Genomic DNA, 20,498 nt, shown 5'->3' with positions numbered 1-20,498 from the left:
CTCTACTGACTAGTTGCTTTGAGCGAGGTTGGCGACCTTCCACGCATGATAAAATTCGGGTGTGAGAAGCTCCAGCGTACGGGAAGTTTTGTCCAGAAAAACCTGCATGGTTTTCCCTACAGCACAAAGCTCGCCGGTAGTGAGATTAACTACTTCATATTCAAAGAGAATTTTAGCAGATTTGGCGGGGATATACTTTGTGATCACTTTTATTTTCTGCCCGTAATAAACAGGTGCCTTATGGTCAATCTCCGACTTCACGATCGGCGTAAAATATCCCTTGTCAAAAATAGTGAGGTACTCCAGGCCGTAGGCCTTTCCGAAAGCCTCCCTTCCATCTTCAAAAAACTTTAGATAGTTACCGTGCCATACAACACCCATCGCATCCGTTTCGCTAAATCTGATATCAATTTCAATTTCTGAGGAAAGCATATTTTAATTCTAGAACGGCGTTAGGAGTCAGCAAGAATAGTCATTTTTTCTGAATTTTGCCGCCTTCGCCTTGGTTATTGTTCACCTTTCAGCCCATCCTGGACCTGTCAGGATATTACAATTTTCATTTCGCACTCCAGTAATTTCCGGTCGTTCAGATAATTAGAACCTCGCACCATCACAATATTACCCAACTGATGCGTGGGCATCACGATGGTCGATATGGTAGTGCCGACGGGTGGTAGTTCATATACCTCCACTTTGGTAACCGCACCTATAAAACCAACCCTTGGGCCACTGTCCTCCGACCGGTCCAGAAAACCAAAACCGCCTGCGCTGGTTTGCGCGATATTTTCAATCAGCCCTGTTTCCAGAAAAAACCCTTTGCTGACCAGCACATTATCTTCATCCACATAAAATTCAGACTCAAATTTTTCCGGCGTAGCGCTCAACAGGCGGTCCAACATTACAAACGGCGGACGATGCGGGATATAATCCAGAATATTTTGCTTTTCAGCCATTATTGAAAAAATCGTAGTAATTAAACCATTGCTCAGGGTATTGCCTCACTTTCCTTTCCAGTTCCTGCACGTATTGTCTGGCAATTTGCTCAGGCTTCAAACGCACAGTAATTGGCTCCGTTGCACTTAAATGATAACTGTGTGTTCCGTCCTTTGTGGCAAAAACAAAGGTTACTGGCGCATCGAATTTGGAAGCAATAATAAACGGACCCATCGGAAATCTGGCTGTTTTTCCTAAAAATTCCATCTCTATGAATTTCGCACCGTCCAGATACCGATCTGCATGAATGGCCACAAACTCATTACTGATCAGCGCATTACGGATAGAAATAATATGCGACAGGTCATTTTTAATCGGAATCACATTAAACTTGGGACCGCCGGTTGACAATTGCATGAACTTTTTAATACTCTCCACTTCCGCATCCAGCATCACAATATTGATGGTTGGCGTAATTCTTCCCTTGAGCAGATTGCCCGCCGTTTCCCAGTTCCCTACATGAGCACTCAAAAGAATGCCTCCCTTACCGGCATTTCTGATATCCACCAGGTATTGCTCATTTTCAAAGGTATGGCTAAAGGTATCCACTTTTCCCAGCAAAAATGCAGCCCTGTCCACAAGCGTCTGTCCGAAGATATAGAAATTCCTGCGGGCCAGTTTTCTGGCCTTCTCCTTTGAAAAGTGAAAAGAATTTTGATAAAATTGAATGAGGATATTTCTTGGGCCCGAAGCAAACAGATAGTAATAGTACGTTACTATCCTTAAAAGAGTATAGGCAAAGCCCAAACCCAAATGCCTGATAAAAAACAGGAATATTTTGTAGCCGGTTAAGGACCCTCTGGTCTTCCCATCCCAACGGCTCATGCTTTAGAGTGCAAGTTTCTTTTTTACAAGTGCATAAAAGTCACCAAAAGTGACGATATCCTTAAAATCTTCACCTGTTACTTTAATGTTGAGGTTCTCTTCAATGAGCACCACCAGATCAACGTAATCGAGACTATCCAGGTCCAAAGTTTCCTTCAGGCTGTTTTGAGGAAGAATTAAATTCCTGTCTACCTCGAATTCTTCGGATAAAAAATCTCTTGTCCCTTCAATAACTTCTTCCAAACTCATTTTTACGTCAATTACATTCATGGCAACAAAATTAATTTATTCTTTTCTGATAGTTTCCATAATGCCCTCAAATTTTGAAATTAAAAATAGCCTTTGACACAATAATTTTTACAAATCGTAGTAAAAGATCAGCTATTTTATTTTCTACGAGGCACTATTGGCAAAATTACTAAGTTTGAAGAGGAGCACGGTACCGTTTACGAAGTAATGCGCCTCACGATCAGCGTGGAGTTGGTACCTCCAAAACCGAATGAATTGGATAAAAAACAGTCGATTTTGTGAGATTTTGTTTCGGGAACGATGTTGATCCTGGCCGAATCTTCATCAGGATTTTCAAAATTGATATTAGGAGCAATAAAATCGTTCTGGAGCATCAGCAAAGAGTAAACGATCTCACTCGCTCCGGCCATCCAGCATTCATGCCCTGTTAACGACTTGGTGGAACTCACTGGTACTTCCCCGCCGAAAACCTCATAAATAGCCCTGGCCTCACTGCTATCCCCTACCGGCGTGGAAGTGGCATGTGCATTGATATAATCGATGGCCTCTGGCCCTATGCCTGCCTGGCCAAGTGCCATTTGCAGGGATCTCACCTGCCCGTCTATACTTGGATTGGAGATATGGTCTCCATTGGATGAAAATCCATAACCAATGAGTTCTGCCAGGATAGGCGCCCCTCTTTTAACCGCCGCGTCATAGGATTCCAGTATCACAGTTGCGGCACCTCCGCTGGGAATCAGGCCGTCACGATCACGGTCAAAAGGTCTGGAAGCCTTCATTGGCTCAGATTCGTGCGTAGAGAAAGTGCCCAGACCATCGAAACTGCACATAGACTCCATGTTGATCTCCTGCGCTCCGCCGCAGATCACCCTTTCCTGCAGGCCCTGTTGGATCAGCAGATAACCCATGCCAATGGAGTGTGAGCCCGAAGCGCAGGCGGCGCTCAAGGTAAAGTTGATCCCTTTCAGCTTAAATATGGTTGAAAGGTTCATATTGACGGTGCTATTCATATTCTGAAAAATGGCTCCGCTCCCAATCAGCGTGGTATCCCGTTTTTCACGCACTTTATCGGTTGCTTCAATCACCGAGGCCGCGGTACTGTCGTTTCCGAAGATGATCCCCGTCTCGGTTTTGTCCAGAAAATCAATATCAAGCCCCGATGTCTCCAGCGCTTCTCTGGTAGCCATGTAAGCATATTCTGCCGGTTCATGCATGCCCATGCGCTGCCTTCTCGACAAAAACGGTTTAAGATCGGGCCGCGCAACCATTCCCGTAAGGGCAGAGCGAAAACCAAAATCTTTGCGTGCCTTGTCAAATATGATACCGCTTTTTCCCGCATATAACGATTGGGTCACCTGGCCGAGGTTTTCACCCAGACAAGAGTAGATACCGATACCCGTTATGACAACTCTGTTACTCATTACCTAAGAATAAATTCCTCCATTGATATTAATTACCTCGCCGGTAATATAAGCGGCTTTATCGGAAACAAGAAAACTCACCAGATGGGCCACCTCTTCCGCTTTTCCAAAGCGGTTCATCGGAATCATCTGTTTTAACTCGTCTTCGTTCAGATCCTTCGTCATATCACTGGTAATGAAACCCGGTGCCACGGCATTCACTGTAATTTTCCTTTTGGCAACTTCCTGTGCCAAAGCTTTGGTGGCTGCAACAATGGCTCCTTTGGCAGCCGAATAATTGGTCTGCCCGGCCACACCCTTCATCCCCGATACCGACGCAATGTTGACGATCCTGCCGGAACGTTTGCGCAACATCTGCTGGATGGCATTCTGCGTTACATTATACAGCCCCTTGGCGGAAATATTCATGACATCGTCCCAATCCTTTTCGGGCATCCACATAAAAAGACCGTCGCGTGTTACTCCTGCATTATTCACCAGAACACTAATGTGTTTTCCTTCGTTCTGCTCTCTCCATTTGTTAAGCGCCTCGTCTACCTCCGTTTTTGTCTGTACATTAAACTGGAGTAGTTCACCTTCGCCTCCGGTGTTTTGTATTTCGCGCAGGGTTTCCTCAGCAGCGTCCTTATTTGCAGAATAATTAACAAGTATATACAACCCGTGATCCTTGGCCAACTGAACCGCAATTGCTCTTCCCAGCCCTCTGGATGCACCGGTAACTAACGCAACGCTCATAATTTAAATGATGTTTCTTTGATATATTCATAAACGGCAGCAATACTTTCGGACTGCGGCACGTCGTCTTTCACGAAGCTGGCCTTTTTGCGGATCTGCGTGTAAACCGACTTCGCCTGGTCTGAAAGACGCTCCTTCTCCTCACTGTCCAGCAGGTCAATCGCCTGGCAGATCGCCATAATGTGAATGGACATTACCTGGTATGCGTTTTCCAGCACTTGCTTCGCCATCACGGCGCTGTTGGTTCCCATGCTGACAATATCCTGATTATCATTGTTATTCGGAATACTGTGAACATATACGGATCCAGAAAGTGACTGATTTTCGGCAGTTGTGGAAGTAGCTGTAAACTGTACCCCCTGAAACCCGAAATTCAACCCCCAGGTTCCTGCGTTCAGGAAAGGCGGAAACTTATTGTTCAGCTTGCTGTTCATCAAGAAGTTAAGCTGACGTTCCATGAGCATCGACAACTTGGTGAGTACGATTTTGACCTTATCCATTTCCAGAGAAATATAGTCGCCATGGAAATTACCTCCGTGAAAAACATTATTTTCCTCAGGATTTACAATCGGATTGTCATTGGTCGAATTAAGTTCGTTTACAATAACATCCTGTGCATAATTAATGGTATCTACAATGGGACCAATGATCTGCGGCACACAGCGGATGGAATAGTATTCCTGTATCTTTCTTTCAAATTCGGTGCGCTGCAGGGCGGTATCATCCTTAAACAGTTCTTCCCTGTTACGGATCATTCCGCTTCCCTGCACAAATTCACGCATTTGCTGAGCAACATACTGCTGTCCCGCATGATGCTTAACCGAGTTCAATTCTTTGGAAAACGAATCGTCAAAAGCCTCCACCACCTCATTGAGCATCGATGAAGCCGCAATACCCCATTCAACAAGCCGTTGGGCGTAAATGATGTTAATCGCAGCAATGCCGGTCATACAGGAGGTACCATTGATAAGCCCGAGGCCGTCGCGCAGTTCCATTCGAAGCGGCTGTAGGCCCAGTTCGGCAAAAACTTCGGAGGTTACCCGCCGGATACCTTTGTAATAAACATGTCCCTCCCCGATCAGATTAAGACCCAGATGGGAGAGCTGTACCAGATCACCGCTTGCCCCTACACTGCCATGTTCAAATATTTCGGGAACGATACCGTGATTGAGAAACAAAACAATTTGTTTGATTACACCGGTACTGATCCCAGAATTAGCTTGCAAAAAAGAATTAAGACGCGCCAACATAACGCTTCTTGCGTATATCTCGTTGAGCGGTCTGCCGATTCCGCTGGAATGGCTTCTGATCAGATTATATTGAAGACTATTGAGTTTATCTGTTTCGATCCGGTATTGAGCCATGGGGCCAAAACCAGTGTTGATACCATAAATAATCTTATCTTTTGAGAAATCAGTCAAAAAGTTAAAAGACCGGGAAACCTTGTCAAGCGCATCGTCCGCTAAAATAAATTCCTTCTTTTCAATGGCATGCTGCTCAATGTGAGCGAGGGAAATACGATTCATTTACAGTTGAGAATATTAAATATGACGTAAAATAAATCTTTTTTTGCCGCTTTGACAAACCTGTTCGGATACTGCCCTTGAACATTAATAAGTTGGCAGGAGTAATACATTTCATTATTTTTGCCTCACACTCACGTTGCCCCTATCCATGATCGGAGAACTATTACTAAGGCTAAATTCACTCCTTTCCAGACATAAACTCAGTTTTTTTATTGGCCTGCTCCTGATTACCGGAATGCTGGGCTGGGGAATTTCCAGGCTGAGGATCACGGAAAGTATCTTTGCAACCTTACCGAAGGGCAAAACTTTTGAAGAATTTAACCGGCTGGTAGAGAATAAAAATTTCATCAATCAAATTGTATTTTCACTGGAGTACACCGACAATACCGGTACTTACGACGCAGCGGAGCTGGCTCAGAACTTTGCCGACTCCCTGAACAAGGCCTGCAAGGGACTGATTATCAACATCCAGGCAATCCGTCCAGACGTCCAGCAGGATGTTTACAATTATACCTACGATCATTTTCCGCAACTGATTGACTCTTCTTATTATGCGGTACTCTCCCCAAGACTCTCGGCAGATTCCATAAACCGGTCGGTCTCGGCTGTCAAAAAACAACTGATCGCACCAGGGGGTACTTTTTTTAAACAATTCATTTTAAACGACCCGCTCGGTGTCACCGGCCCCTATTTCAGACGACTTAACGCAGTAAGTAATGCAGGTGGAATTTCGGTTGCGGACGGCGTAATGTTTTCGGGTGACAATAAAAAGATACTTGTAACGGCCATTACGGCCTATAATTCGGGGAATTCAGAAAAAGACGTAGCGTTGTTCAACCGGGTGGAGGCTTTCAAAACCAAATGGGACAGGCAATTCCCCGTCCACAAGCTTTCCTACTTCGGTACATTCGAAATTTCTGCCCGAAATGCTATCCAGGTCAAGCAGGATTCTCTGAAAACGATGCTTATTGCCATCACCGCTATTCTCCTGTTACTAATCAGTTATTACCGAAAGGTACTGACGCCCCTGTTTTTAATACTTCCCGGCCTCTTCGGAGGATTGTTCGCACTGGGTATCACGGGGTTTTTCCGCCCCGGGGTATCAGGCATATCACTGGCTACCGGAGCGGTGGTTTTCGGTATCCTGCTGGATTATTCATTTCATTTTTTCACACACCTCCGGCACACCGGCTCCATCCAAAGTGCGATAAAAGAGGTAAGTTCCCCTTTGCTTACAGGCAGTTTTACCACTGTTATGGCGTTTACAGCACTTCATTTCACAAATTCGACCGTCCTACAGGATTTTGGTTTTTTTGCGTCACTCAGTTTGCTGGGCGCTGCTGTTTTTACCTTAACCGGCCTGCCGGTCATCCTGGAAAGCGTCGGGATTGACTTCACCCAGTCATTAAAAGAACCCGTATTTTTCAGGCTGCCACGCTGGTCGGGGAGGTTGCGCACACCAGTGGTGGCGATCATTATCCTGCTCACAGGTATATTCCTCTACTATGCGCAGTTTACTACTTTTGACAGTAGTTTTGAAAACCTGAGCATCCAGAATGACGATTTAAAAAAACGGGAAAATGAACTCACGGGCCTGAACCCCTCAAAGGAAAAAAGAATATATGTATTTGCTACCAGTACGACCAACGACCGGGCTCAGGCTTCCAATTACCAGGTTTTTCAAAAACTATCGAAACTAAAGGAACAGGAAAAAATCACCAGCTTTATATCCTCGGGGACTTTCCTGGTACCGTCAGATATTCGGGAAGAGCGAAGCAGGCGCTGGAAAGAGTATTGGACACCAGAGAAAAAAAGCCAGGTATTTTCCGATCTGAATAAAGCGTCGGCTCAGAACGGATTTAGTATCCATTCCTTTGACTCCTTTAAAAGACTGGTTGCCTTTCCTGCAAACCATACAGATAAAAATGAGCTGTTAATAGATCTTGGGTTTGACAACCTGGTGGATATCAAAGCCGGAAAAGTAACCTACATCACACCTGTTATTGTTCCGTTGCCACAGCTGGAAAATGTCAAAGCCGATTTAAGGGCGGTACCTGGCACCGAAATCTTCGACCGGGGTGAGCTCGCCGCGAGCCTGCTTACCATGGTAAAAGACGACTTTAATTATATACTCCTGATATCTGCCTCCGTTGTATTCCTTACGTTACTGATCGTTTATGGCAGGCTGGAACTGGCCCTGCTGACATTTTTGCCCATGGTAATGAGCTGGATCTGGATTCTGGGTATTGCGGCACTGGTTGGTATAAAGTTCAATTTTGTGAATGTGGTCGTTACTACTTTCATCTTCGGGCTGGGTGACGACTTCAGTATTTTTGTGACAGACGGTCTGCTGAGTAAATACAAAGACGGGAAGGATAATCTGAAATCTTACCGGAGCGCCATCATATTGTCGGGCCTTACCACCATCATCGGAACGGGGGCGCTTATCTTTGCCAAACACCCCGCCATCCACTCCATTGCGCTCATTAGCGTGCTGGGTATTGTCTGTATTCTTCTGATCTCCTTCGTTTTCCAACCCCTGATTTTCAATCTCTTCGTGCAGAACCGGATCGCCAGAAAGAAAGCTCCGGTGACTCTGCTACCATTTCTGATCAGCATCAGTAGTTTCACCTATTTCCTGTCGGGCTGTCTGTTTTTACATTCCAAGCTGGTAACCATTTTACTGCTCCCGGTTTCCAGAAAGAGAAAAAGGGAGATGATCAATCGTTCCTTGTCGTTTTATGCCAAAACGGTGATATACTCCGGCCCGCACGTCCGGAAAAATTTCTCAGGCCTCGAAAACCTGCCAACCGACAAGCCCGTCATATTCATTGCCAACCACAGCTCTTTTCTGGATATCCTGCTGGCCATTATGATGAGCCCTAAAATTGTACTCATGGTCAAAGGCTGGGTTTATAATTCGCCGTTTTTTGGACCGATCATCCGGTTTGCGGGGTACATCTATACAGAGGATGGCCCCGAGGAAAACCTCCGAAAGGTGAAACAATTGGTTGCAGACGGTTATTCGCTCCTGATTTTCCCGGAGGGAACCCGTTCTTATGATGGAGAGATCGGGCGTTTTCATAAGGGGGCCTTCCACCTGGCTCAGGAACTCGGGCTGGATATTCAGCCTATACTCATTCATGGCGCCTCAGAGGTTTTACCCAAAAATGATTTCCTGATAAGTTCCGGTGGCCTGAACGTACGGGTACTGCCCAGGATCAGCATTACCGACGGATCGTGGGGTATCCAGCTGAGGGATATCACAAAAAATATTTCGGCACACTTCAAAGCAGAGTATGCCAGGTACCGTGACGAGATGGAAACCACAACCTACCTTCAACACCGGATATTCACAAACTATGTTTTCAAGGGCCCGGTCCTGGAGTGGTATTTCAAAATAAAATGGAAACTTGAAGCGAAAAATTATACCTTTTACAATGAACAGATAGCAGGCCGGAAGCACATTCTGGATGTTGGCTGCGGATATGGCTACCTCTCATTTTTCCTCCATTATAAAAATCCGGATAGGGTTATTCAGGGTGTGGACTACGATGAAGAGAAAATCCTGACGGCCCGGAACAGCTATCATAAAACCGAAAACCTGCTCTTTTTTTATCAGGATATTATGACTTATGAAATGAGCCACCAGGATGTAATTTTTTTAAATGATATACTTCATTATTTATCAGAGGAAAAACAGTTTACTTTGCTGAACCGCTGTGTAGAAGCGCTCGGGAACGGGGGAATTCTTTTCATACGGGATGGTATAACGGATTTTTCAGAGCAGCACGAAAACACAAAACTTACCGAAAAATTATCAACCGGTTTGTTTTCTTTTAATAAAAAACAGGATGAGTTCCATTTCTTTCATTCCGATACGATCCGGCATTTTGCAGCAAAACATGGACTGGACTATGAAATGCGGCGACACTCCGCCAATACCTCCAATGTTCTGTTTATTTTGAAAAAAAACGGCCCGGCGATCCTGTCCTCCATCGGATAAACAACAAGCAGTACCCACCCTATTAACTTACAGATCACACCTTAATACTTATTCGGTCACAAGTACATGCAGCAGGTATCAGACAAGGAATATGATTTTGTCATTGTGGGGAGTGGATTGGGCGGTTTAGCCTGTGCCTGCATACTGGCATCGGAAGGAAAACGGGTGATTGTTCTTGAAAAAAATCATCAGATCGGTGGAAACCTTCAGGTATACAGCAGGGATAAAACCATATTTGATACGGGCGTCCATTATATAGGAAGTATGGATGCCGGAGAAAACCTGTACCAGTTTTTTAAGTACTTTGGTATCCTGGAGGATTTAAAATTGAAACGGCTTGATGAAGATCGTTTTGATGTGATCCGTTTTGCAGATGGGAAAGCATATAACTATGGCCAGGGATACGATCAGTTCAGAGAAAATCTGATCGCCTGTTTTCCCGACGAGCAAAAGGCCATTGATACCTACTGCGCTAAAATAAAGGAAACCTGCAGCTTTTTTCCCTTGTACAACCTCAGGACTTCTGGAATGAATTACCAGATGAATGAGGACCTGCTGGAATTAAATGCACATGATTACATAGCCACCCTGACTACCAATGTGAGGCTTCGAAATGTACTGGCGGGCTCCAATCTGCTTTACGCGGGGGATAAACATAACACCCCTTTTTACGTTCATGCCCTGATCATCAACAGCTACCTTACGGGGGCCTACAAACTGGTGGATGGCGGTTCACAACTGGCTATATTGCTGAGCCGCAGAATCAGGAGCATGGGCGGAAAAATTCTTAAACGAAAAAAGGTAGTATCGGCCCATTACAATGACGAGGGCCTTGTTACCGAAGTGCTTCTCGAAGACGGAGATACCATCAGGGGCAAGGAGTTTATCTCCAATGTCCATCCTGCGGTAACCATCGATATCTTTGGAGAGGACCGCTTTCTTAAAGTTTACAAAAACAGAGTAAAGGGGCTGGAAAATAGCATTTCTACTTTCCTGGTCCACCTTACATTTAATGAAAAGAGCTTTCCCTACCTGAACTACAATATTTATCAGCACGACATTGATGATGTGTGGGGAGGCCTGCAATATGATGAAAGGGAATGGCCCGAAACCTATTTTATCTGTACTCCGGCGGTATCCAAGCATCCGGAATTTGCGGATTCCATGTCCATTATGACTTACATGAATACCGCAGAAATAGAGAAATGGAGCCATTCGCACAACACGGTGACCCAACCGGGTGAAAGAGATATCTCCTATTACGAATTCAAGAAGGAAAAAGAAGAAAAAGTACTGACCCACCTGGAAAAGGTTTTCCCGGATATCAGGTCCAAAATAAAATCCGTGCATAGTGCCACTCCCCTCACTTTCCGGGATTACATCGGAAATCCTGATGGTTCGTTGTACGGCATCAAAAAAAAATCACAATCACCGGCACGCACCCAAATTAACACGAAAACCAGAATCCCTAATCTACATCTCACGGGACAGAACGTCTCTCTGCATGGCATATTGGGCGTCACTGTAAGTGCTTTTGTTACGTGCTTTTCATTTCTAGACAAAGAGACACTGGTTCAGAAAGTAAAAAACGCTTAGTTATGCAAAATGTTGACGTAGTGGTCATTGGAGCAGGCCCGGCAGGCACAGTTGCCGCTTCCTATTTAAAAAAACAAGGTTATGAAGTAACGATCCTTGAAAAAGAAAAATTTCCGCGTTTCCAGATAGGCGAAAGTCTGTTGCCCTGCTGCATGGAACATCTGGAGGAATCCGGATTACTGGAGGCAGTGAAAGAAAAAAACTTTCAGAAAAAAACGGGCGCAGCCTTCATGAGAGGAGAAAAAAGATGTGAATTCTTTTTCTCCGAACAGTTTACACAGGGATGGACCTGGACCTGGCAGGTCAAAAGAAGTGAATTCGATATGACGCTCGCCCAGGAAACCGCCCGAAAAGGCGTGGACGTTCATTTTGAATGTGAAGTACTGAGTGTGGAATGCTCTGCTGACATGCAGACCATTGAGTATAAAGATGCAGAAGGCGCCATACACACGATCCGATCAAAATTCATTATTGACTCAAGCGGCTATGGCCGTGTGTTACCCAGGCTATTCGATCTGAGCAAACCCTCTTCCTTTACCCCCAGGGGTGCTATTTTCGCTCATCTTGAAGACATTAACCGTACCGAAAAAGCCAGCCAGAATATTTTTGTCCATTCTTTCGACAATAATAAATCCTGGATATGGGCGATCCCTTTTTCCGATGGTTCGACGTCCGTAGGTATCGTGGGAGACAAGGAGAAGATTATTGAACTGGCTGAAAATGACAGCCAGGGTTACAAGGATTTCATCCGTACGTTTGAAGACCTGAAAGGGCGTTTTACCGATTCCGCCCTTAAATTTGAACCACGCCACATTCTGGGTTATTCCATTGGTGTAAAAAAAATGTGGGGCGAAGGTTTCGTGATGTCCGGTAACAGTACCGAATTTCTTGACCCTATCTTTTCATCCGGAGTAACATTTGCAACAGCATCGGGATTATTATCGGCCAAAATGACACATCGCCACCTGCAGGGGGAAAATGTTGACTGGAAGAAGGATTACGAGGATGTCATACAAAAAGGCATCGACGTTTTCCGTAGTTATGTTGCCGGATGGTACAGCGGTGATTTCCAGACCATTGTATTTGCCAGGGAAATTGATAGCACTTTCAAAAATCAGATCTGCTCCGTATTGGCCGGCTATGTATGGGACCAGGCAAATCCATTCGTAAAAAAACACGACACCATCCTGCCCACGCTTGCAAAGGTGATCAAAATGAAGGAAAAAGAAGTGCAGCAATGATTCTGGCAAGCGTGCGGCGTAAAATCGTACGCTTTCTACTCCTTACCTGTTGACTGACCTCATCAAAATCAGCGCGTGCTGCTCGCCCAGGTGGTGATTATAAAGGAGTATGTTTCGGGGTATACCTGCCGGGCTTCCGGAATATACTACAGATGCAGGAACACCGCTCCCACTGAGAATATGCACGGCAAGCCAGGTTGCAAAGGCGGACGCAGTAGGGTGTTCACCGGCTACATTTTTAAAAGTTACCACAGGCCGGTCTTTCAATAAACCTGCCTGCAGATTGGTATAAAAATAATCATTTCTGACATCTCCATTCATACCGGTCATCAGCATTTCCACTTCTGACGCTTCCAGCTGATTCCGCTTTAAAAAATGCAGAACCCAGTTATCGAGGTCTTCTGCCGCGAGATTTCCGGTGTGAGTGATATCGGCAATTTCAGCCAAAGCCTGGTCCTTCCGGTCCGAAACCACAAACCAAGCTGCGCCCTCCCCATTGACAGTACCGGGAGTGTTGGTTTTCAATAGCGTTTCTGAAGTAAAATCCCCTTCTTTAAAATTTCCGTTCAGGAAATCGATGTTATGGTTGTAATCTGATATTTCCTCCACACTCCCTACGAGCAAAGCATGCAGTTTACGCTCTTCCAGAAGCATCATGGCGTCCAACAGTGCGTTTTCAAATGCCAGCCCCTTGTGTACGTGTGTGGCATTGTAGCCTGTCAGTTTGCCCATCAGCGCCAGATTTCCTGCCACGGCATTGGGCGTACTCTGAACAAAATTCGTGGGCGTGAGCGTACCTTCCGCATAATCTACGATCTGATTGAGGAACTTGAGGCAATCTTCCAGCCCCCCGTTACCAGTACCCAGGATGATGCCTTCGATGTCGGGATGATGCCTCAGCAAAGATAAGCCTGCACCCACACCCATTCTGACAGCCTTCCCCATCCGCCGCAAGAGTCCCGCCGGAATGATGTCCGTATACCCTGGCTCAACTGCCAGGTAACGTGCACCTTTATAAATATGTACCTCCCCTTCAAAAAAAGTATGGTCGAATGTCGGCTGCGGAGAAATACATGCCAGATCGGTAATATATATCATTCTTAAAATCTGAAATCCCGGTTTAAACTCTTATCTCTTTTCCGGCCATGGCCATAAAGTATTTCAGTTCTCCGGAATAAGTTAATATTTGTTCCTTCTTTTTCTCATCATCCCATCCCAAAACGGACGCCATCAGATCCGCCACAACCGGAACACAATCCAATGCCGCCTGCCAGTCTGTTATTTCCAGGCGGATACGGCGGGCAAGGAAATCTCTCGGCGTCACCGCCATTTCAGAGGTGGCTGCAAATATAACCTCCGCTTTAATGTAGGGATAACCGGGATGCAGTCTTTCACCCAGATCAGGATTTGACGGAAGATCCCTTACTACTTTCTCTGCCCTTGAACCATATTTTTTCAGCAAATGCTGGCAGATGTCCGGTGCAAGGCAGTACGTAACTTCCATTTCTTTCCACTGGTCAAATCTGTAAAGCTCCCCACCAGCTAACACATAATTCGCTGTCAGGCAGTCATTTAATTTGCCCGCAATACGGTCCGCCACATCCAGGGTATCTTTGGCCATGAGCCGATAGGTAGTCCATTTTCCTCCCAGCAAACTTATTAACCCCGACGAAGGGTCAACTTCTACTTCATGATCCCTCACCAGACTTTTTGTGGATTTGCCCGGATCCGCCGACAGCAGAGGGCGTATTCCGCCAAAACCGGCGGTAATCTGTCTCAGATCCATTTTATTCTCAAGATATGGGTTGAGTGTGTCAGCCAGGTATTCCTTTTCAGCCTGGTTAAGTACAGGAATTTCACCGGTTTCGCTGTATTCCGTATCGGTTGTCCCCAGCATCGTTGCTCCTTCAAAGGGTATTGCAAAAACCACCCTGCCGTCGGAAGTTTTCGGAATAAGCATCGCACAGTCACTTTTCAAAATGCCGGGAGGAAGCACAAGGTGCACCCCTTTACTGGGACGGATTCGCTTGTAAAGTTCAGCATTGGCCATTTGTCTGACATGATCCGAGAAAGGGCCTGTACAATTGATTACAAGCTTTGCGGTGATTACCAGCTCCTTATCACCGATTATATCCCTGGCCTTTACCCGGTTAATTTTCCCGTTTCTCTCTTTTCCAAAACCCGTAACTGAAATATAATTGGCGGTAACAGCCCCATTTTCAACTGCCGACTGAACCAGCGCAAGACAATATCTCGCATCATCCATCTGGCCGTCATAATACATAACGGCGCTGTGCAGCTTATGCCGGTTCAGCGTAGGCATCAGCTCCAGAACCTTTTTTTTAGAAAGCCACTTACTTTTGGGTAAAGAATCGTTAATGGCAAACTGATCATACAAACGCAGGCCGATGGTAAAATACAGTCCTTCAAGCCAGGAGCTTACGGGTGTAAGCAGCGCCAGTGGCCGAGCCAGATGCGGCGCATTTTTCAACAGGGTGTGCCGTTCTTCCAGTCCGTGGCGTACTTGTTTTAACTGAGCAAAATCCAGCTTTTTAAAAGCCTGCTCCAGGTATCTTACTCCTCCATGAATCAGTTTTGTTGATATGGAGGAAGTCTGAGACGCAAAATCTCCCTGATCCACCAATGCTACCTTATATCCTCTCAAAACTGCATCCAATGCACAGCCCGCCCCGCTTGCTCCTGCCCCAATGATACAAATATCAAATTCTTCATTTTCCAGACGGGTTATGGCTGTATCTCTGTTCATATAATTGGGCTAATGCTTGATATCAGTTTTACAAAAGTACAACCTGACAAACTTTAAGTGTCAAAAAATAAAAAATAACCTGGCTATACGCGGCTAAAAATTGAGTAGCATTGCAAAATCCATTTCTCAGCTGTTCCGGGGGGCCGTCAGATTGAAAAAAATGCGTGATATCCCTTAACCGGGATTTTTTCCGAGTGTGGTGTGACGCGGCCGATATTTTTTGGTCAAACAATTGTTCGGTTCCGAAAATAATCTAGCTTTGAATCAGTTATCACATTTATTTTCAATTAAAAACCAAAAAAAACATGGGATTATTATCATTTTTTAAAGGTGTTGGAGAAAAAATCTTCAAGAAGGAAGAGGCTCCTACACCAGCAACTGAGCCATTGCGGGCCAGTGCTTTACTCGCACACGTTAAGTCTTTGGGGTTGCCTTACAACTCATTAACAGTGAAAACTTCGGGTGATACTGTAACCATTGAAGGAGAAGTTGCCGCACAGGCTGATGCAGAAAAAATTGCACTTGCCGTGGGTAACGTAGAAGGAGTAGAAGTGGTGGATAACCGTCTGTCGGTAGCCACGCCTGCTCCGGAAGCTACCTACCACACTGTTGTGAAAGGAGATACCCTTTCCAAAATTGCGCAGACAGTATATGGCGACATGATGAAGTATCCTATTATTTTCGAAGCTAACAAACCCATGCTTGCGCATCCTGACAAGATATACCCCGGCCAGGTTTTGCGCATACCAGCTCTGTAACGGTTTTGGATTTTCACACCCGTTAAGCTTAAAGCAGCCGGGCTTGCCATCCGGCATCAATCATCCGAATACAGATCAAAGTACCGGATTAGAGCGAAACGGTTAACAACAAAAAAAGACAACCCTCGCGAGTTGTCTTTTTTTGTTACTGAATTCGTATACCTTCGGAAGGATTAATCCTCAGCGGCTACAACGTTCAAAGTAATTTTGTGCTTCACTTCTTTGTGAAGATCTATCAGCGCGCTGTAAGTACCGATCGACTTCACGTCGTCTACGGTAATTTTCTTGCGGTCGATATCAAATCCTTTGGATTTAAGGATGTCTGCAACCTGTGTGTTGGTAACCCGACCGAAAATACGGCCGCTTTCGCCAACAACAGTACGGATATCGATCGTCAGATCACCAATAGCCGCTGCGATATCCTCTGCGTCTTTTTTCAGCTTTTCAGCTTTGTGAGCAGCCTGACGGACATTTTCAGCAACAATTTTACGGTTCGAAGCATTTGCCAATAATGCAAATCCCTGTGGAATAAGATAGTTACGACCGTATCCTGCCTTCACAGTAACGATATCGTTTTTGTAGCCTACTCCTGCAATATCTGTTATTAATATGATTTCCATTGTTCGTAGCTCTTTCTAATTATTTCAATTGATCCGCAACGAATGGCAATAAAGCCAAATGACGTGCTCTTTTAATTGCCTGGGATACTTTGCGCTGATATTTCAGGCTGGTACCGGTAAGGCGACGCGGAAGGATTTTACCCTGCTCGTTTACAAGTTTCAATAAGAAATCAGGATTCTTGTAATCGATGTATTTGATACCTGCCTTTTTGAAACGGCAGTATTTTTTGCGGTTAATATTTTTTTCAACCGGTTCGTTTACTAGTGACATAGCTTATGCGTTTTCGGTTTTAGTTTCAGTCGACACTTCTTTCTTTCTGCCTACCAAGCCTTTGCGTTTCTTCTCGTTGTAAGCAAGAGAATGTTTATCCAGCGCTATGGTAAGAAAACGCAATACGCGCTCATCACGACGGAATTCTGTTTCCAGAACATCTACTACACCACCTTCCTCAGCTGAATATTCAAACACCTGATAGAAACCGGAATTTTTCTTTTGGATGGGGTAGGCCAGCTTGCGCAATCCCCAGTTTTCTTCATGTACAATTGTTCCACCATTAGAAGTGACAATCGCACTGAATTTTTCAACGGCGTCCCTTGCCTGGGCCTCAGACAAGATGGGAGTTAGAATGAACACCGTTTCATAATGCTTAGACATACGGTAATTGATTAATTATTAAATGAATATAATCCTCACTTCGCTTTTACTCAAAATGAGGGTGCAAAAATAGGGCTTGGAATTAATATTTCCAAGCCCTATCATCACTTTTCCAGACAGTTAAATTTATTTAACCGTAAAATCTCCCTGCCCGATTTTAAAACCTTCGCTGTAGACTTCTATGGCATATCTGCCTTCTTTCATCTGAATACCACCCCTTCCATAGAAAATATCGATCATCTGCCCCGTGTTGGAGAAGGTTATCGTTTCCTTAGAACTGTAAATCATTTCCTTGCCGCCATATACAAATGATCCTGACCCCGTAGCCATGTCCGAAAGAACCGCTCCATCCGGATCCAGAATACGCAGGAAAATATCCTTTTCATTCTGTTTGGCCACCGCATTCTCTGCCAGCTTAAAGCTCACCTTCAGCTTGTCAATTCTTTTCGCTTTGTATTTCCCGCCAGCGCGCTCTTTCCCTTTACTGGATACAGCATTCACCACCAAGCCCTCAGCCCTTAATGCTGACGCGAGCGTAACCTTTTCATTCAGCTCCTTGTTGGCTGCGGAATAGTTATTGACCGAGTCAGCAAGTTGCTTGCGCTCAGACTCCAGGCCTGAAACCTGCTGGCTGAGTTCCTCGTTTTTAGAAGTTACGATACCTAACTGCTCTTTTAACTGACTGATCTCAACATCTTTCTGATTCAGAATTGATTCATAGGATTTGATCTTCTTATTATAATTGGCCTGGGAGTAACTATTTACATTTTTAAGATCCTGCTTATCCTTTTCGAGCTGGGCTTTTAAAGAAACCAGAGAATCCACGCTGCCTCCGAGCTGTTGAATTTCGGCAATCTTCACATCCAGTTCTGCAGAAATAGAATCCAGTTTTGTTTTGGTAATCAGAACTTCCTCGGTTTTGGCAGTAATTATATCATCCTTTACATTATTTTCCTGTTTCTCATGATAGATAAAATAGACAAGTACCAAATTTAGGATTAGCAAAACCGCCAAAGCCGCCCATAGCAGAGTTTTACGATCTTGTTTTTGTTCCTTATTATAGTCCATACAGAAGGTTATTTATATGTTTGTTTGGTAAAAGAACTATGTTTTTTTCAATTTTGAAATAAGTAATACGCTATTTGTACAGCATTCATGCGAAATTACTGATTTAATGGTTTAATTATCAAAATATTATAGTATCGAGATGTCACTAATAGCTCAGAATATTACCGGAATACTTAATGAATTAAATGCAAACACGAAGCTTATTGCGGTTACCAAAACAAAACCACTCGAAGATTTGCTGGAAGCTTATCAGTCGGGGTTTAAACGTTTCGGAGAAAATAAAGTACAGGAAATGACCGATAAGTACGAACGTTTGCCCAAGGACATCGAGTGGCACATGATCGGGCACCTGCAGAGCAACAAAGTTAAGTATATAGCCCCCTACGTTTATCTCATCCATGGTGTGGACAGTTTTAAATTACTTAAAGAAATCAACAAAGAGGCCATTAAGAATAAAAGGGTGATCAACTGCCTTCTTCAGATTTATATTGCTCAGGAAGAAACCAAATTCGGATTATCAAAAGAGGAAGCTTACGAACTCCTGACGTCCGAGGCATTCGGGCAACTGGACCATATTAAAATTATTGGACTAATGGGTATGGCTTCCAATTGTGATGATACTGAAAAAATCAGACAGGAATTCAGAGGTTTGAAAACGCTGTTTGATTCTTTCCGCGCACTGGAAAGTAAAAGCATATCCATGAAGGAACTGTCCATGGGTATGAGCGGTGACTATCATCTTGCCATGCAGGAAGGAAGTACGATGGTCCGGATCGGGAGCGCTATTTTTGGCAGCAGATAAATAATAAACACAGGAAAGCAGGAGTACTATTAAGTTCTGCGTGTTATACGCCGTGAGCAGAATGGTCCAGGACCGCTTCTATTTTATTCTGTACAAAATCAAAGGAAAGGTTGGCGCACACCTCTCCCTCTTGTCTGATGAATACTGCATTGTCCTGTCTTCCATAACCACCGGAATACGGATTGTAAGTAGGGAAATCGTTGAGAGAGCCCATCAGGATCATCCCGTAAGTTCCGACTGCATTAGCCAAATGGGAGGGACCGCTGTCCAATCCGATAAAAAAGGCGGCATTCCGTATTACTTCGGCGGTTTCCAGGATGGATAGTTGTCCGCACAGATTTTGGTATTTATCCGTTGCCACGGTGAGATTGCTCTTCAACCCTACTTCCACCATCTGATAGTCATACTTCTCGGCCATCCAGGCAACCAGCTGGTTCCACTTGTCGGCCGGCCAGTCCTTAAGGATATAGTTGGACTGGCAGTGGAGTACGAGGTAAGGTTTCGTCAAAGCCAGCTTTTCTACCTTCTTCCTGTGGTCGTCTGTCAGATACAACTTGGGCTGGTCGTCTGCCGGAAAAACTGCATTTGGAGCAATAAGATCACCACTTTGCGCAAAAACTTCCAGCAGATTTCCGTAATTGAAATAATTATAAACATTAATATTCCTTTGCTGGGCAATCGGGTTTTCCTTAAAAACCTGGCACTTTGGACAATAATTATTATTCCGGAACTGAAGTTCAAAAATCTTGTCGAACACACCCAATGATAACAAAGCTTTTCTTTCCGAAATACAGAATTCCGGAAAAACCTCATTCACGGACGGGTTATTCGCTACCAGTTCCCTAAAAACCGGTTTCACAAACCAAACAATATGTGCATCAGGATACAGACTCCGTACATAACGTGAAATAGGTTCCACGGCTACAATATCCCCGAAATGTTCGGTACGGACAATCCCGATCAGGTCTTTGCCTTTTTTAAAAAACAGCTTACGCCATAAAAAATGAAAAGCAGCTGAATATCCCAGAAAATAAGCTTTAAAAATATGGCAGCTTTTATGGTAACGGTGCGTCCAGAGTTGGATAAATCGGTCTAATGTCATTTTTATTCTAGTCAGCAATGCTGCAAGTTAACAAAGAAAAACTTCTGTAGTGCTTGGATTGGCCTTGGAGCACGCCTAACTTTACTGAACGGTTACAAATTCAAATATTAACGACTATCAGCTCTTACCAAACA

The 20,498-nt window shown here is 44.6% G+C and carries 19 protein-coding genes; 5 read left to right on the top strand and 14 right to left on the bottom strand.

What is annotated here, in order from left to right:
- Positions 1 to 9: 9 nt before the first annotated feature.
- From KOE27_RS07400 to KOE27_RS07370, 7 genes are all read right to left on the bottom strand, one after another.
- Positions 10 to 432 carry an acyl-CoA thioesterase gene (locus KOE27_RS07400; RefSeq protein WP_215238168.1) on the bottom strand — a complete coding sequence of 141 codons (423 nt, stop codon included), beginning with the start codon at positions 430 to 432 and terminating at the stop codon, positions 10 to 12.
- A 107-nt stretch (positions 433 to 539) separates the two neighbouring features.
- The gene (locus KOE27_RS07395; protein WP_215238167.1) at positions 540 to 953 is read right to left on the bottom strand and encodes a hypothetical protein; all 414 of its coding nucleotides are present in this window, start codon (positions 951 to 953) and stop codon (positions 540 to 542) included.
- On the bottom strand, positions 946 to 1,818 hold the full coding sequence (locus KOE27_RS07390) for an LpxL/LpxP family acyltransferase (protein ID WP_215238166.1): 873 nt from the start codon (positions 1,816 to 1,818) through the stop codon (positions 946 to 948). The genes KOE27_RS07395 and KOE27_RS07390 overlap by 8 nt, the downstream gene beginning before the upstream one ends.
- 3 nt (positions 1,819 to 1,821) lie before the next feature.
- Positions 1,822 to 2,088, bottom strand: a complete 267-nt coding sequence (locus KOE27_RS07385; protein ID WP_215238165.1) for a phosphopantetheine-binding protein — start codon at positions 2,086 to 2,088, stop codon at positions 1,822 to 1,824.
- Between the two features lie 176 nt (positions 2,089 to 2,264).
- Positions 2,265 to 3,488: a beta-ketoacyl-[acyl-carrier-protein] synthase family protein gene (locus KOE27_RS07380; RefSeq protein ID WP_215238164.1), complete on the bottom strand. Its 1,224-nt coding sequence runs from the start codon at positions 3,486 to 3,488 to the stop codon at positions 2,265 to 2,267.
- A gap of 3 nt (positions 3,489 to 3,491) precedes the next feature.
- Positions 3,492 to 4,223 (bottom strand): 3-oxoacyl-ACP reductase FabG, encoded by a 732-nt coding sequence (gene fabG, locus KOE27_RS07375; RefSeq protein WP_215238163.1) that lies wholly within the window; start codon positions 4,221 to 4,223, stop codon positions 3,492 to 3,494.
- Entirely contained in the window at positions 4,220 to 5,749 is a 1,530-nt protein-coding gene (locus tag KOE27_RS07370) for an HAL/PAL/TAL family ammonia-lyase (protein WP_215238162.1), read from the bottom strand. Before KOE27_RS07370 ends, fabG begins: the two co-directional genes overlap by 4 nt.
- A gap of 148 nt (positions 5,750 to 5,897) precedes the next feature.
- On the opposite strand from KOE27_RS07370, the gene KOE27_RS07365 reads away from it, so the two are divergent.
- The 3 genes from KOE27_RS07365 (at position 5,898) to KOE27_RS07355 (ending at position 12,592) form a co-directional block, all read left to right on the top strand.
- Positions 5,898 to 9,755, top strand: a complete 3,858-nt coding sequence (locus tag KOE27_RS07365) for a 1-acyl-sn-glycerol-3-phosphate acyltransferase (protein WP_215238161.1) — start codon at positions 5,898 to 5,900, stop codon at positions 9,753 to 9,755.
- Positions 9,756 to 9,821: 66 nt separating this feature from the next.
- Positions 9,822 to 11,351, top strand: coding sequence for a phytoene desaturase family protein (locus tag KOE27_RS07360; protein ID WP_215238160.1), 1,530 nt, complete (start codon positions 9,822 to 9,824; stop codon positions 11,349 to 11,351).
- A gap of 2 nt (positions 11,352 to 11,353) precedes the next feature.
- Positions 11,354 to 12,592, top strand: coding sequence for an NAD(P)/FAD-dependent oxidoreductase (locus KOE27_RS07355; RefSeq protein WP_215238159.1), 1,239 nt, complete (start codon positions 11,354 to 11,356; stop codon positions 12,590 to 12,592).
- Positions 12,593 to 12,634: 42 nt separating this feature from the next.
- On the opposite strand, the gene KOE27_RS07350 is transcribed toward KOE27_RS07355, so the two are convergent.
- Together KOE27_RS07350 and KOE27_RS07345 are read right to left on the bottom strand one after the other, a co-directional pair.
- On the bottom strand, positions 12,635 to 13,690 hold the full coding sequence (locus KOE27_RS07350; protein ID WP_229252677.1) for a beta-ketoacyl synthase chain length factor: 1,056 nt from the start codon (positions 13,688 to 13,690) through the stop codon (positions 12,635 to 12,637).
- Between the two features lie 22 nt (positions 13,691 to 13,712).
- Positions 13,713 to 15,359 carry a glycerol-3-phosphate dehydrogenase/oxidase gene (locus KOE27_RS07345; RefSeq protein WP_215238158.1) on the bottom strand — a complete coding sequence of 549 codons (1,647 nt, stop codon included), beginning with the start codon at positions 15,357 to 15,359 and terminating at the stop codon, positions 13,713 to 13,715.
- Between the two features lie 305 nt (positions 15,360 to 15,664).
- Between KOE27_RS07345 and lysM the strand changes: the two genes are divergently transcribed.
- Positions 15,665 to 16,117 (top strand): peptidoglycan-binding protein LysM, encoded by a 453-nt coding sequence (gene lysM / locus KOE27_RS07340; protein ID WP_215238157.1) that lies wholly within the window; start codon positions 15,665 to 15,667, stop codon positions 16,115 to 16,117.
- A 173-nt stretch (positions 16,118 to 16,290) separates the two neighbouring features.
- Here lysM and rplI read toward each other — a convergent pair whose 3' ends face one another.
- The 4 genes from rplI to KOE27_RS07320 form a co-directional block, all read right to left on the bottom strand.
- The gene (gene rplI, locus KOE27_RS07335) at positions 16,291 to 16,737 is read right to left on the bottom strand and encodes a 50S ribosomal protein L9 (protein ID WP_215238156.1); all 447 of its coding nucleotides are present in this window, start codon (positions 16,735 to 16,737) and stop codon (positions 16,291 to 16,293) included.
- 19 nt (positions 16,738 to 16,756) lie between these two features.
- Positions 16,757 to 17,008, bottom strand: coding sequence for a 30S ribosomal protein S18 (gene rpsR / locus KOE27_RS07330; protein ID WP_015811483.1), 252 nt, complete (start codon positions 17,006 to 17,008; stop codon positions 16,757 to 16,759).
- 3 nt (positions 17,009 to 17,011) lie between these two features.
- The gene (rpsF, locus tag KOE27_RS07325) at positions 17,012 to 17,392 is read right to left on the bottom strand and encodes a 30S ribosomal protein S6 (RefSeq protein ID WP_215238155.1); all 381 of its coding nucleotides are present in this window, start codon (positions 17,390 to 17,392) and stop codon (positions 17,012 to 17,014) included.
- A 126-nt stretch (positions 17,393 to 17,518) separates the two neighbouring features.
- Complete coding sequence (locus KOE27_RS07320) at positions 17,519 to 18,460, bottom strand: hypothetical protein (protein WP_215238154.1); 942 nt, start codon at positions 18,458 to 18,460, stop codon at positions 17,519 to 17,521.
- Positions 18,461 to 18,599: 139 nt separating this feature from the next.
- On the opposite strand from KOE27_RS07320, the gene KOE27_RS07315 reads away from it, so the two are divergent.
- A complete protein-coding gene (locus KOE27_RS07315; RefSeq protein WP_215238153.1) occupies positions 18,600 to 19,262 on the top strand; it encodes a YggS family pyridoxal phosphate-dependent enzyme in 663 nt (220 codons plus the stop codon).
- A 43-nt stretch (positions 19,263 to 19,305) separates the two neighbouring features.
- Here KOE27_RS07315 and KOE27_RS07310 read toward each other — a convergent pair whose 3' ends face one another.
- Entirely contained in the window at positions 19,306 to 20,364 is a 1,059-nt protein-coding gene (locus tag KOE27_RS07310; protein ID WP_215238152.1) for a glycosyltransferase family 9 protein, read from the bottom strand.
- Between the last annotated feature and the right edge of the window lie 134 nt (positions 20,365 to 20,498).

Origin of the sequence: Dyadobacter sp. CECT 9275 (genome assembly GCF_907164905.1) — a bacterium.
Lineage (GTDB): Bacteria > Bacteroidota > Bacteroidia > Cytophagales > Spirosomataceae > Dyadobacter > Dyadobacter helix.
The sequence above is the reverse complement of the archived record's forward strand: the minus strand, read 5'-3'. Positions and strand labels throughout refer to the sequence as shown.